The sequence below is a fragment of the Seleniivibrio sp. genome (assembly GCF_021209385.1).
Classification (GTDB): Bacteria; Chrysiogenota; Deferribacteres; order Deferribacterales; family Geovibrionaceae; genus Seleniivibrio.
In genome coordinates this window covers 1-14,156 of record NZ_JAJOIL010000032.1, presented here as the reverse complement: position 1 = coordinate 14,156, position 14,156 = coordinate 1, and the positions used below count along the sequence as shown (strand labels likewise).

11 protein-coding genes and 1 CRISPR repeat array are annotated in these 14,156 nt (G+C 44.4%); of the genes, 7 read left to right on the top strand and 4 right to left on the bottom strand.

Features of this window, described 5'->3' with window-relative positions:
* Nucleotides 1–193: 193 nt before the first annotated feature.
* Nucleotides 194–1,444, top strand: a complete 1,251-nt coding sequence (locus LRY47_RS10855) for an OprD family outer membrane porin (RefSeq protein WP_295225256.1) — start codon at nucleotides 194–196, stop codon at nucleotides 1,442–1,444.
* Between the two features lie 104 nt (nucleotides 1,445–1,548).
* Nucleotides 1,549–2,502 carry a tripartite tricarboxylate transporter substrate binding protein gene (locus tag LRY47_RS10850; protein WP_295225254.1) on the top strand — a complete coding sequence of 318 codons (954 nt, stop codon included), beginning with the start codon at nucleotides 1,549–1,551 and terminating at the stop codon, nucleotides 2,500–2,502.
* Here the strand turns inward: LRY47_RS10850 and LRY47_RS10845 are convergent, their stop codons facing one another.
* Together LRY47_RS10845 and LRY47_RS10840 are read right to left on the bottom strand one after the other, a co-directional pair.
* On the bottom strand, nucleotides 2,503–3,645 hold the full coding sequence (locus tag LRY47_RS10845; protein WP_295225252.1) for a hypothetical protein: 1,143 nt from the start codon (nucleotides 3,643–3,645) through the stop codon (nucleotides 2,503–2,505).
* Nucleotides 3,639–3,986 (bottom strand): tripartite tricarboxylate transporter TctB family protein, encoded by a 348-nt coding sequence (locus LRY47_RS10840; RefSeq protein WP_295225250.1) that lies wholly within the window; start codon nucleotides 3,984–3,986, stop codon nucleotides 3,639–3,641. The genes LRY47_RS10845 and LRY47_RS10840 overlap by 7 nt, the downstream gene beginning before the upstream one ends.
* Before the next feature lie 172 nt (nucleotides 3,987–4,158).
* Between LRY47_RS10840 and LRY47_RS10835 the strand changes: the two genes are divergently transcribed.
* Together LRY47_RS10835 and LRY47_RS10830 are read left to right on the top strand one after the other, a co-directional pair.
* On the top strand, nucleotides 4,159–5,715 hold the full coding sequence (locus tag LRY47_RS10835) for an ATP-binding protein (RefSeq protein WP_295225248.1): 1,557 nt from the start codon (nucleotides 4,159–4,161) through the stop codon (nucleotides 5,713–5,715).
* A 1-nt stretch (nucleotide 5,716) separates the two neighbouring features.
* Nucleotides 5,717–6,403 (top strand): response regulator, encoded by a 687-nt coding sequence (locus LRY47_RS10830; RefSeq protein ID WP_295225245.1) that lies wholly within the window; start codon nucleotides 5,717–5,719, stop codon nucleotides 6,401–6,403.
* Here the strand turns inward: LRY47_RS10830 and LRY47_RS10825 are convergent.
* Together LRY47_RS10825 and LRY47_RS10820 are read right to left on the bottom strand one after the other, a co-directional pair.
* Entirely contained in the window at nucleotides 6,398–7,552 is a 1,155-nt protein-coding gene (locus LRY47_RS10825) for an MFS transporter (RefSeq protein WP_295225242.1), read from the bottom strand. The genes LRY47_RS10830 and LRY47_RS10825 overlap by 6 nt on opposite strands.
* Nucleotides 7,553–7,708: 156 nt before the next feature.
* Complete coding sequence (locus tag LRY47_RS10820) at nucleotides 7,709–9,454, bottom strand: flavocytochrome c (RefSeq protein WP_295225241.1); 1,746 nt, start codon at nucleotides 9,452–9,454, stop codon at nucleotides 7,709–7,711.
* Nucleotides 9,455–9,773: 319 nt separating this feature from the next.
* Here LRY47_RS10820 and LRY47_RS10815 point away from each other — a divergent pair, with 319 nt between their 5' ends.
* From LRY47_RS10815 to LRY47_RS10805, 3 genes are all read left to right on the top strand, one after another.
* Nucleotides 9,774–10,511, top strand: a complete 738-nt coding sequence (locus LRY47_RS10815) for a LytTR family DNA-binding domain-containing protein (RefSeq protein WP_295225238.1) — start codon at nucleotides 9,774–9,776, stop codon at nucleotides 10,509–10,511.
* On the top strand, nucleotides 10,508–11,794 hold the full coding sequence (locus LRY47_RS10810) for a GHKL domain-containing protein (protein WP_295225236.1): 1,287 nt from the start codon (nucleotides 10,508–10,510) through the stop codon (nucleotides 11,792–11,794). The genes LRY47_RS10815 and LRY47_RS10810 overlap by 4 nt, the downstream gene beginning before the upstream one ends.
* Before the next feature lie 160 nt (nucleotides 11,795–11,954).
* Nucleotides 11,955–13,277 carry a metallophosphoesterase gene (locus LRY47_RS10805; protein WP_295225233.1) on the top strand — a complete coding sequence of 441 codons (1,323 nt, stop codon included), beginning with the start codon at nucleotides 11,955–11,957 and terminating at the stop codon, nucleotides 13,275–13,277.
* A 336-nt stretch (nucleotides 13,278–13,613) separates the two neighbouring features.
* Nucleotides 13,614–14,110: direct repeats of the CRISPR family, unit length 32 nt; unit sequence GTTTCAACTCACGCACCCGCGAGGGGTGCGAC.
* Nucleotides 14,111–14,156: the final 46 nt, after the last annotated feature.

Below are 14,156 nucleotides of genomic sequence, written 5' to 3'. Positions count from 1 at the left end.
CTGAATTCATTTAGGACGATAAGCTTTCCTCCATCCAATACACAGCTTTCACATTTCTGCCGCCAAAAACACCATAAATGATTATATAGCCATAAAGCTCAATAACACCACAAAGTTGACATAATATCAATCAGTTATATGATTAGGCAGGTTTTATGAATACTTGAATTTTGTTATACTTTAAGGAGGTATTATGAAAACCAGGTTTTTTTTCAGCGCACTGCTGACCTGCTTAATAACTGTTTCAGCAAATGCGGCAACTAATATCGGCGAAATGTTTTCTCAGGGCAGCGGATCGGCAGAGATCCGAACCATGTTCTTTGAAAGGGATTATGACGGCTCAAAACAGGATCTTGGCGAACAGGCGATCGGCGGCATATTCCATTATAAGACCGCTCCTCTTTACGGAATTTCACTTGGTGTAGGGTTTTATACATCAAACAACATCAACAGTGACGACGACAAGGGCGGATATGATCTGTTGCAGAACTCCTCCTCTGAGTCTCACAAGAGCTTAACTAAGCTCGGTGAATATTTCATTCAGGGTGAGTGGGCTGATACAAAAATCAAGTACGGCGCACAGGAGGTTGATACTCCTTTTGTTAACGGATTTGATACCAGAATGCTTCCGAAAACCTATAAAGGTCTGTCGGTTGTGAATAATACAGTTCCGAACCTTGAGGCTTCACTGTACTATTTAACAGATACTCTGGATCGCACTGATACTGAATTTACCGACATAGCATCTTCATTTAACAATAATATGGATGATAATCCCCTCTATGCCGCAGGATTAATGTACACATGGAATGCGGCTGAAGGCGTTAAAGTTGTTCCTCAGGCGTGGTATTATACAATTGAGGACGGTTTCGGCTTTACTTACAGTGCAGTTGAACTCTCTTCAAAATTCAGTAAAGTTTCCCTCAGCCTTAAACCTTCATATCTCATTCAGAAAGCAATCGGCGATAAAGACGGCGGCGATCTGGATACTCACCAATACGGAGCTGTCGGTACAGCCAAATACGGCGATGCCTCTCTTTCTCTGTATTATGCTAAGACCGGAGATGATGCGCTTTCCACACCGTGGGGACATTCAAAGATCTTAGTTCAGCAGGTTCTCAGCTCACAAAGAGCCGAAGAGACTGCATATGGCGTTAAACTTGGATATGATTTTTCAAAACTCGGCGCAAAAGGGCTTAAATTTGCAATATTCTACGCGGATTATGACACACCGGATTCAGGCGACAATGCCGGGTATGATGCAAAAGAACTTGATTATGACCTGACATATAAGCTCCCCTTTAAGGCTCTTAAAGGACTTGCTTTAAGATTCCGTTATGCGGATATCAACACCGACGGCACACATAAAAGCGTCGATTACACAGACAAAAGAGTATACGCAACATATTCTTTTGAATTCGGAGCATCTTCAACACCTAAATAGATTATCCTCCTTTTGCTTTATTTTGAAAAGATGCCGTGTATGCGGCATCTTTTTTTTATTGATTATGTATATTTTAGAGAATATTCTTAATTATGAGATATATTTTGATATTGCTGCTGCTTGCTGTTTGCGGTTGTAAATCCCAGAACGATATTGAATCGAGACTGGTCAACGAGGGGGACTATCCTGAAAGACCTGTGGAGATAATCATTCCTTTCGGAGAGGGAGGAGCCAGCGATATATTTGTGCGCGATTTCAGCCGGCTGATGCAAAAAGATTTTCATTACGGAATAACCTTTGCCAACATATCTGGTCAGGGCGGACAATATGCAATGCAGAAAGCTCAGAGAAGTCCCGCCGACGGCTATACCATTCTTGAAATAACTCCTTCAATCATAATACACGATATTCTGGAAAACGGCGGAAAGAAAAAACTGATGCAGGATTTCGTTCCGATAGCAAAAATACAGTCAGACAATTACATCGTATCTTTTTCAAAAGACAGCCAATATAGGTCATTTGAGGATATGATGAAGGCAAAAAAGGGCAAGGTTGTGCTGGTATCGGGAATAAGCAAGGGCGGTCTTGACAGCATTGCGGTTTCGCTTCTGGCTGAAAGCACAGGTGTGGATTTCAGACTTGTTCCTTATAAATCCGGTGCAGAAGCGAAAGCGGGGATAGTTTCCGGCGAAACTTCAGTATACATAGATAAAGTTATTTCCGCATTGCCCATGATAAATAAAGAGCTGGTAAAACCGGTTCTGGTGCTTGGCGACGAAAGGCTCAGGATGCTGAAAGATGTTCCCTGTTCCGGCGAACTCGGACTGAACACTCCGATAACCAGCTGGCGGGCGTTTATGGTCAGGCGGGAAACACCTAAATACATACGCAGATATATCAATGAATCCGTCAGAAAAGTTATGCAGTCAGAAGAGTACCAAATGATGCTGAGCGGCAATGATGACGGGATAACCGATACGATTTATGCGGAACGTTTTATTAACGGTCAGTACGAGGTTTACAAATCTGTTGTAAAAGGTAAGAAATTCCGTAAATGATTATTTACGGTCTCTTCCCCATCCGTTAGTGATATAGGCTGCTATTGCTATAATGGTTATTGCGGCTATTCCCTGAAAGGGCAGGTTCATAAAATAATGAATGTAGCCTGTTTCTGCGGCAGCCATTCCGGTTTTGATGCTCTCTTCCCTTATAACTGCACATATGCTGTATCCCATGAACACCGCTTCCGGTGTTATGAATGATTTATAAAGAACAAATCCAAAGAAGCTCATAATTGCCGCAGCGGAAATCTCCTGCCATGCTGCTCCGTGCATGATAAGCATTGCCAGACTGAGTGCCACCATGAATGGTCTGCCGAATCTGACAGCTGTGACTGGTACCGAGATTTTGTATCTTTTCAGATACTTTGCGGAGTATAAAACTGAAACTATCAGTAATATGGAAAAAAACATTGACCATGTAAACGCGCTCTGGAAAGGTTCTTCCGCTATGCTGATGTAACCTCCGGTCACAATGCTGCTGTTGTTGAATGCCGCAAGCACTGCGGATGTTGAAAAATTTACCGGCACCGATGAGAAAAAAAGGATGGGCAGTGCTATGAAAATCCCGGCGGAAGGTTTAAGTTCCTGTTCGTCCCAAAGACGACCTACATAAATCTTCGGGAGTATGAGAAGTGATACCAGTGCGATCATAAGTCCTCTTTCACCTGTGAAAGAGGTGCTGGCAAGTCCCTCTATGCCAGCCGTCACAAAAAAGATACTCATTCCGGAAAATATACCGGCGGCTGTTTCCGCTCTGCGTCCGCGGTTCATGGTTATATAGATTATAACGGACAGCAGGATTGCCGCAAGCATTCCGCCCGAACGCATATATATCGCAAGACCGGAGAAAAACGAACCGGCAAAAGTCAGCGCCATGCCTGCCGAAAAACACACAGCAAGTTTAATAAGCCGTTCTCTGCCCAGTTTCTCTTTCCCTGTGAGTGAATAATAAAAGAAAGTCGAGGAGACTGCCGCAACTGTATATGCGATAACGTTCTCTCTGGGCAGCGCGAAGGCTCCTATAAAAAGAACAGATATTCCGAGTGCCTCGCTCCTTCTCAGCCGGAGCATAGCCGGAAATACCATCGAAAGGGTTCCGAGAAGCGTAAAGAGGAATATACACAGCTTAGTGCTTACCATAACGCGCCCCCCATAAAGGTGAACAGTCTGCCGAGAGGCGGGGTAAAATGCAGCCCGTATAAGAAGAAACTGTAAATGATAAGCGATGATATAAGTGCCGTCAGCATGCAGTCTGTCCAGTTGACTGAATAGTCGCGGCTTATGAGGTAAACAAAAATAGTCGTGCTTAAAAGATACCCGCAGAGTGGTATGGATATTGCATAAACGATTATGAAAACCGTTAATTTAAGTGAAAGATATGATTCAATACGTTCCGTATTCTCCCTGCTTTTTACAAAAGAGATTGATATGATTGTTACGACGGCTGTGATCAGTTGCAGAATAACAGCAAACGAGAGCATTTTTTCATGATAATATTGAAAAACTGCGGATGCTGCGTTAGCCAGTGCAATCGTGTATAGGAATATGTACGATAACCTGTGAATCATCTTGCAAACAAGACCTCATGCGTGGTTAAATATATTAAAACTATAGCATTTTTCTGACCTTGCCGCCAGAGGATAAGTAAATAAAATGAATTTGCCGGGAAACGTTTTAAAGATATTTAAAAAGGGTACTTTGCTTGATACCGTTGTGCTGGTGGTTCTCAGCCTGATCATCATTATTGTTGTGACATTCGGCGGGGTTGTTTCCCGTATGCTTTTCGATGTTGCCGTGAAACAGACGGAAAGCAGAGCCGTTCAGGCGGTTTATGGCATATCGCATTTCATATTTCAGGATAATGCTGATCTGGAGTATAAACCGGAAACTTTCAGGCAGGAGATAAACGCTGAAAGAGTGGTCATTCTGGTTAACGGAAAAGTCAGATATTTTCCCGAAAAAGCACCGAGAGAAGCTCAGGTTTCACTGGCGCTGGACAAGGCTGCGAAATCAAAGTCATTTTATATTCTTCATGACAGAATAAATAATATGCCGGCGATAACAGCTGTCGGTCCCATCAACAAAGGAGAAGGCGCAGCCGCAGTAAGCTATCCTCTTTTCTGGGTGGAGACAGTCATCAGCAAATATTTCAGCAACATGGTATTTTTTATCTTTATTTTCATAACATTTGCTTTGATTTCCGCTGTGATCATCGCCAAAAAAATCAAAAAATCAATATTCTGGCTTGAACCTTATGAAATTGCCGTTATGTTTCAGGAGCTTTCAGCAATTGTGGAATCTATCAGAGAGGCTGTTGTCTCCACGGACATAAAAGGCAGAGTTAAACTCATGAATGGTAAATCAACAGAGATATTCGGTGATATCAAAGGGATGAAATTTCAGGAAATAGTTCCGGAACTGAAATTAACCGGCAGCAACGGCGAACTGAAAGATATGGAAGTTGTTTACAACGGGACAGAACTGCTTATGAACATAATGCCCCTTTTTATGAGCAAAGAGATAATCGGTTTTGTTGCAACGATAAGAAAAAAGGATGAGATCGAGCAGATTGCAAAAGAGCTTACTCAGGTTCAGGAATATGCGCAGATGCTGCGTGCTCAGACCCATGAGTTCAATAACCGTATGCATGCGATAGTGGGCATGGTTCAGATGGGAGAATACGGCGGGTTGCTGGAATATATTATGGAGCTGAGCGAAGAGCAGAAATATCTTGCGCATAATCTGAAAACAATCGTTTCTGATCATGCGTTGATGTCTCTTTTACTCGGAAAATATATGACAGCTTCAGAAAAGAAGATAAAATTCCGTATTGATGAAGAGAGCAGTATGCTCGATGTGCCGAAGAGTATCAGCAGAACTCATCTTCTGACAATTGTCGGCAATATTATAGATAATGCTTTTGATGCTTCTCTCGAGAATAAAACTCAACATGTTGTTACACTCTCGATGTCGGATTACGGTAAGGATCTGATATTTGAGGTGGAAGATTCCGGATCGGGAATTCCTGTCCACCTGAGGGAGAAAGTATTTGAAAGGGGCTATTCGTCTAAAAGTCAGAAAGGCAGAGGACTTGGAATGTATCTTATGAAAAATGCGGTAACATACCTTAAAGGCTCGGTTACTATAGAAGACGGAGATATGGGCGGAGCGCTTATTACCGTAATAATTCCGAAAAATCATGGGGGTTGAAATGGACACCATTGATGTGCTTATCGTTGAGGATGACACCAGAGTTGCGAAGATACATGCAATGTACCTTCAGAAGGTCGAGGGATTCTCCCTTATCGGAATCGCCGGAAATATAGATGATGCTCTTTTTATGGTCAGGGAGATAAAGCCGAAGCTTATCCTGCTGGATCTGTATTTTCCCGACAAGAACGGAATGGATCTGCTTTACACTCTTCGTTCCGAACATGCGGATGTTGACGTTATACTTATTACAGCGGCAAACGATTCTGAGAACATAAACAAAGCACTGAAAGGTGGCGCCTTTGATTATATAATCAAGCCGGTGTTCTTCGAGAGGTTTACTGCCGCACTTGAAAAGTATAAACAGAGATACAGTATTCTTTCAGGGAAAAAGACACTTACGCAGGAGAGTGCTGATGCTGTTTTCGGGGTCGTCCGTGAACTCCGTCAGCAAAGGCTGGATCTGCCCAAGGGGATAGAAGCCATTACGCTTGATGAAGTTGCGCAGGTTTTTGAAAACTGCCAGGAACAGGGTTTAAGCGCCTCCGAAGTCGGTTCTGCCGCCGGATTGAGCAGAACAACCGCCAGAAAGTATCTGGAATATCTGTACAGCCTGAATATACTTGATATAAAACTTGAATACGGAACCATCGGCAGACCCGAAAGAAGATATGTTAAAAAGTTATGAAAGACTTTCAGACTTTTCAGCACTGTACATTACAGCCCATGATGCCGCAGAGCATGTTATGCCGACAAGTGCCGCTGTGTAATATACCTGTTCCGTACCGGAAGCCGAATAGATTAAACCGGATGAAAGCGCCCCGAGCGCATAACCCATGTTCATGAATGAATTAAAAACCGATGCCTGTCTGTAAGTATTTTCCTGTGTGTTCTTTTCCATTAATGCCGCAGAACATGCCGGCTGAGTTACAATACTGAAAAATCCCGCCGCACAGCACAAAGCCGTAAAACTTATTATTCCTGACGAACCGGGCAGGAGGCAATATACAGCTGCCAATCCGGTGCCTCCGGAAATTATAAGTTTTCTGATATCCATTCTGTCTGCAAGTCTGCCTGCGAATGTAATGAATGCCGATGAAACCAGTGTCACCAGACCCGCCGCGATTCCGGCAGTATGTTCTCCGTTTGCAAATTTACTGCATGCCAGCAGAGGGAGAAAACTGAAAAAAGATGCTATGCCGAAACCCCTTCCGAAAATAAAGATATTCATTCCAATCACTCTGCTGGTAAAAACGGCGGATTTACCTGATATTTCAGGTTTGCCTATGTTTCCTATCCTGATGAAGAGAGCGGTTATCAATGCCGAAAAAGAGAGAATCATGACGAGCGCAAATAATCCTTTGAATCCGTAAATGCTCTTGACAGTACCGCCTATTGCGGGACCGATGCCCAGAGCCGCATAAAAAGACGTATCGAAAAGACCCAGTTTCCTGCCGCGTTCATCCTTTGCCGTGCATGAAGAGAGACTTGCCGTGAGAACCGGTCTGAAGACTGCGGTTCCGAAGCCGTGAAGAATTCTGAAAAGGATCAGAGCGTATAAATTTTCCGTAATAAAATAGCCGGAAGCAGCAATAAAGAATAATAAAAGAGAAAAAATGAGCAGCTTTTTGCTCCCCATTGCAAGAAGTCTTTCAGAAGGGGATAACCCGCATATAATTTTCGTCAGAGCGTAAAGCATTGCAGGTGCACCGACCAGAAAACCTTTCGCTCCAAGCTCTATAACATACAGCGTCATGAATATGTCCAAAGCCCCGAAACCGCAGGTTACTGCAAAGTTGATATAAAACAACCCTTTAAAGCTTACGCTGTTTTTCATTTTATAAACCTGAAAAAGCCGGAACGATTGTATAGAGCTGATTTGTTAGCTTACGGCTTCTGGCAGTGACTAAAACCGTTCCGGCAAATGTTGCTTTTTAAAGGCTCCGGCATATACCGGAGCCATGTATGGTACGCCCTCTTCTGTTGGGAGAGTTTATTTAACTGATGCCGCGTAAGAAGCTGCGTTGGCTCCTGCAATTCTTCCGAATACCACTGTATCGGTGATTGCGTTTCCGCCGAGCCTGTTACCGCCCTGTACCCCTCCGGTAACTTCACCGGCAGCAAAAAGACCGGGTATTACATCTGCTGTGAGGTTAATGACCTGAGAGTTAGTATTGATTCTTGCACCGCCCATTGTGTGGTGACGTCCGGGTTTAACCATGATCGCATAATACTGAGCCTCTTTGATAGGTCTCGGCATATCCTGACGGCTGAATTCGGGGTCAGCTTTTTTGGTGTAATAGCTGTTGTATTTTGCAACTGTATCTGCCATTACGTCTGCGGGAACATCTATTTTTTTGGCAAGGTCTTTCAGATTGGAAGCTGATTCAACGAGGTTAAGGTGTATGTAGCCGTTGACCTGTTTGTTTGCTTTACGCACTTCCTCACCGAAAATCAGGTAAGCTTTTGCGCCTGTTTGTTTAAGAATGGCCGCAGTAGCTTTGTCTCTGGTTGTGAGTTCGTTTACGAATCTTTTTCCTTCCTGATTCACAAGTATCGCGCCGCTTCCTCTGACAGTTTCACTGATGAGAACTTTTGTGTCGCCTCCCATTGTCGGGTGAATCTGGATAAAGCCCATATCGATCATTTCGGCTCCGGCATCTTCAAGTATTTTGATACCGCCGCCGGTTGCGCCGGGCTGGTTTGAGCTGGGAGTGTTTTTGAACTGGGGTTTGTATTTTGCAACGAGTTCGTCACTTGCGGCAAAACCGCCTGCTGCAACAACAACAGCTTTTGCTTTGATGGTATAAAGACCGCTGTGTTTTCCTTTGACCTGAACACCGACTACAGCGCCTTTGTCGTTTTTAATTATTTTTACGACATCTGAGTTTACTCTGACATCAATACCTTTTTTGATTGCGTTTGCTTTGTATACGCTGATGAGGTGTGTGCCGACTGCACCGCCGCCAACGGGTCTGTGTGTCCTGTCATAGTCTACTCCGCCTGAACGGACTATGTCTGACATGTCGGCACCTATGGAAATCAGCCAGTCTATTGCTGCTGCGGAGTTGTATACCATTGTCTTAACAAGCTGGACATCGTTGAGATATCTTCCGCCTTTAATGGTTTCCTCAACCATGGCTTCTTTGTCGTCTTTGATGCCCTGTTTTTTCTGAACTGAAGTTTCAGCGGCGTTGATTCCGCCTGCTGCGAGAGAGCTGTTTCCGCCTGTGATGGGCATTCTGTCAAGCAGTATGACTTTTGCGCCTGCATCAGCCGCGGATATTGCGGCAACATAACCTGCGCCGCCTGCACCGACTACTACAACATCTGCTGAATCAGCAAATTCGGCTTTTTTGTCGCTGTCAAATTTGATATCCATTTTGAAGGTGTGGCAGTTATTGCAATATGCCTTTGACTGTTCATGCCCTTTGTGGCAGGTTGAACAGTTGATTTCACCAAGGTGAGACTTGTGCGGGTTGAGTTCGTCTTTTGCAGTGACTTTTGCCATATCGGACATTGATCCGTGGCACTCAACGCATTTTTTGTTTACGACAGTTTCACTGTCGTCCATTACAAAGTTTTTTTCGTGGCAGTCAACACAGGACACGCCATTGGCTTGGTGAAATCCAGCCATGTAAGTATCCTTTTCCACCTGCGCAGCGAATGCGAAAGCTGCGATGCCGGCTATGGCAATTATCAGCAGCAGTAAACGCCACATTGAACTGTTTCTTATCATAAAAACCTCCTAAAAACGCAGATTCTTCCTGTCTGCTATTGTTTATGATAATTGATTATGAAATATGGTCAATTTTACGGCGTTAATGTGGTTTTAGTGTTTTTAGATGATTTTGTCGTTTTTGTTTTCGGAGAGTATGTTTTAAAATTTTTATCGGACTAACGTTCAATTAATGATGCGGAAGAGAGAGTAACATGTATAACGATCCGCAGATGTTTAAAACGTGATGTCGATCCCGATTTAATTATTGCTTTTCATTTTCGGATACAGCAATTATACAAATGTGATAGACTTGTCTATAAAATAAGGTGGCAAACTTATGATGCGTATTGCGATCTGCGATGATATGCCTGACGACCTGCAATATATTGTCTCGCGGACCAATCAGTATCTTTCTGCAAACGGTATTGATGCGGAAGTGGCATCATTCTCACATCCTGATGCGCTTCTGACAGCCATTGAGCAAGAGAGCTTCCATCTTTATATTCTCGATATCGTCATGCCGATGGTCAGCGGTCTGGAGCTGGGCAAAGAGATACGCCGCCTCGACCGCGAGGCACAGATTATCTATACCACAACGGAACCGCAGTTTGCTTTGCAGGCATATGCCGCAAGTCCTATCAATTATCTGGTAAAACCGGTTAATCATCAGCAGTTGTCCGATACACTGGCTTTTGCATTTTCCAAAGCGGATTTTGCCAACGAACAGACATTTACCGTGAAAACCGCCGACAGTCTGCGGGTTATAAAGCTGTCAAAGATCGCTTGCTGTGAATACCTCAATCATTCGGCAGTGCTCAGCCTTGCGAACGGCGAGGAGGTTTGCAGCCGCACCTTTCGGGAGAATTTTTCAGAATACTGCGCGCCGATTCTTAAAGACAGATATTTTCTGCAATGTCACACCTCCTTTGTGATAAACATGCGAAGGGTCGAGCGTTTCGCCAAAGACAGTTTTACGCTTTGCGGCGGAAAAACTATCCCCATAGCCGCAAAACGCTATCCGGCTGTGCGTGATGCGTACATGGATTTTCTGTCGGCAAAAGGAGCCGGCAGATGAAAGAGCTTTTTCCCGACCTGCTGCGTGCCATCGTAACGGATGTAATGCTGATTCTGCTTCTTTGGACAATGGCAATGCCGAAGTATAAGAGCAGAACTGTGTATATTATCGCCACAGTGGTGCTGCTTGCGGCTAACCTCAGCGCAAATGCTTACTTTTATCTGTCAAAGGATTACACTCGTGTATTCTATACCGATCTGACGATGCTGCTGGTTATCGGGATAGTCATGAAGCCGCTTTTTACAGATAAAATCATGCAGTGGTGTTTCAGCTACATAACTATGCTGAATATTCACGCCGCCATTGTTTTCGTAAGCTACACGCTCAGTCGATTTTTTCCCGATCCAAAATATGGACACACATTTTTACGGCTGATACTTTTTTCAATCGTCATTTTTGTGTTCCGCAAATGGGTTTCTAAGCCATATCGCAAAGTGCTGGATAATTGGCACATATACATTTTTCCTATCATTGCGCTTTTTGCATGCTTTATGGGGTATTTTTTCGGCGGTGATATCAAACACACGCTGATTAGTAATTACGTTCAGCTATTTTTGCTCATCCTCCTTGGTCTTTCAGTGTATGTCACAATCATCCACTCGCTTAAAACGATTACGACACAGTATGAAATGCGCGAAGAGAACCAGTCTATTCAGGCGGAACGTGAATTCCTACAACTGGCAGCAGATGGGATGTCGGAAAGGCTTAAACTGATGGAGGAAGTGTCGGTGCAGAACAGCCGAACAGCTCATGACCGCCGTCATTTCAACAACGTGCTTCTGGAGCTTTTGGAGCATGGACACACAGGAGAGGCTGCAGCGCTTTTACAGAGCCAGAATCAGGCAGTGCCTAAAATGAACAGAGTTTACTGTGAAAACCCAGCTGTAAATGCCGCTGTATCTCACTATGCAGGCATTGCAGAACAGTCAGGGATACATACGGAAATCACGCTGGACATTCCCGCTGTGTTGGAAGTTGACGCACTGGAGCTTTCCATGGTGGTCGCAAACCTGATGGAGAACGCAATAAATGCCTGTGTCAAACTGACTGATAATAAAGCTCCTTATATCCGTTTTACATGCCGGAGTGTCGGGCGGCTTTTGCTGGAGATGGAAAACCCCTGTGATGGCGGAATCGAGCTTGATGAAAACGGCTGTCCCGCCTCCAAAGGTGAGGGTCATGGCATAGGGAGCAAAAGCGTTGCCGCCTTTGCGAAAAAATATGACGGCGAACTTTTGTATGCCATTGAAAACGGAGTTTTCAGAGTGCGCCTTCTGGTTTGATATTCATCAATTCCTGTTTGTTTATAATCATTTCAGATGAATTAAGATTTTTAAGTGTAAAAACGGGTCTTTTAAGTGCAAATCCACATTTCCTCCTTTTTTCAGGATATTCTAAAACCCGAAATTTGTGTGATAACAATTATGTTGTCGGAGGTTCAATATGGATTATTCTCGCAGACAGTTTATCAAAACTCTCAGCGCAGGCGCGGGCGCGTGTTTTATAACTATGCATATGTCTGGGTGCTCATCGGATATATTTGAGTCAGGGACGGATGAAGAGCCTTTGTGGGAAGCCGGAACAACAAGGAACAAAATAGTTGTAATAAGCGACCTGCACCTTGGTATTGAGGATATTTACACAGAAACACTTAAAAACCGTCCTTATCTCATTAAATTCCTGAAACGGTTGCAAAACACCGGAGATGTGCGTGAACTGGTTATTGCCGGAGACTTTCTGGATGAGTGGTATTTGCCTGTATATTATCCTGTGTATACAGATCAGGCTCAGTTTTACAGGGACGTCATCGCTAACAATAAGGAAGTGTTCAAAGCCTTGAACAACGTTATCGAGCGCGGGATCAAACTGGTATATGTACCCGGAAACCATGACCTGACACTTGAAGCAGGTGTTTTGCAGGAGGCTATTCCCAAGCTGGTTCAATCCAGCGATGCGCAAGGTCTGGGCGCATATTATACAGGCGACAGAAACGAAATAGTAATTGAGCACGGTCACCGTTATGACGTATTCTCCGCGCCGGACACAGTTACAAACGCAGAGCTGTGCGGCAATGACGACACCATTCTGCCTGCCGGATACTTTTATGCACGCTATGCCGCAACGTGGGTTCTTGAAGGAAAACCGACTGTTGCCAAAAATCTGCCCACTGTGACCAACGTGCCTGCCAGCTCTGACACTGACCAGTATGGTGCTTATCTGTACTATTCTGTTCTCAAAAGTGTTTCTGAGCGTATGACACCATATGAAGCTCTTGATAAGAAGATATTCGATATGCGTATTTCAGGATTTAACGATTCCTATACTTATCTGGATTTTTACCCAGCGGAACAGATAGACGGAACGATTACTGCACCTGTGCTGTTCAAAAATATTCAGCGCACATGGGCAGAGCGCCAGATGCTTAACAATGTAAAAGTTCCTAACAGCTTTAATGAAGCGGTTCTCGGTGCTGTTAACTATGAAGCTTATTATACACAGGCAAAAGCTCAGTATCTTGAAAACCCCGCTGAAAACGTTGACGTGGTTGTGTTCGGACACACCCATGTACCTTCGTACAGAACGTTGAGCGGCGGCAAATGCTACCTTAACTCCGGAACATGGATAGACAACAACAATGAATATCTTGATGCCGAGCGTACTTTTGCTGTTATAACCACAGGCGATACGAATACTTCGGCGGTGTTCAGCTTTGTGAGTGACGGCACGGTTTCCGATATAACTGTTAAAGTAGGTAATGACGAGTAATAGAGAGTGATCTTTCTCTATCCCACCTGATAGAATAGATATAAAAAATGCACCCGAAAGGGTGCGTTTTTTTTGTATAGATTGAATGATGCATGATTATTATGTAACTTCATCTTTTTGACAGTATGCTGATGTTCAGATGTTTCAACTCACGCACCCGCGAGGGGTGCAGTTTGTTGATAACCTCAATTTTTATGAAATCCAATGAGACTGCTTTAGCTCACGGAAAGCCTCTCGTTCAGCCTGCGGCTAGTGTCGCAAACTCCTCGCAGAGACGGTTTTTTGTCTTCGCGAGGAGCGTATGCGACGACGCGATCTTGCATTTTTCTGACTTTGTCATCAGTCTGCGTACCCGCGAGGGGTGCGACGATCAGCTATATTATTAAATTCAAGTTTTTTCATGTTTCAACTCACGCACCCGCGAGGGGTGCGACGACACATAGCAAAAGCCTGTCCGGTCTCGCTAACGTTTCAACTCACGCACCCGCGAGGGGTGCGACTTAAAATGCTTGCCTTCTGTGAGTTCGTCAGATGTTTCAACTCACGCACCCGCGAGGGGTGCGACCTTTTGATATCCGCTCTTCCAGAACTGATGAGCTGTTTCAACTCACGCACCCGCGAGGGGTGCGACTAATGGATTTCAACGGTCATGTGCCTGATTTTGAAGTTTCAACTCACGCACCCGCGAGGGGTGCGACGCGGACGTTATGTCTGTGGGGATTCGAGGCGAAAAAGTTTCAACTCACGCACCCGCGAGGGGTGCGACTATAGCGAGCGTTTCGGCATCAAAAATCAGCATGTGTTTCAACTCACGCACCCGCGAGGGGTGCGACGGCGGACGCTGGCTTATAGAGCGAGCATCTATTGTTTCAACTCACG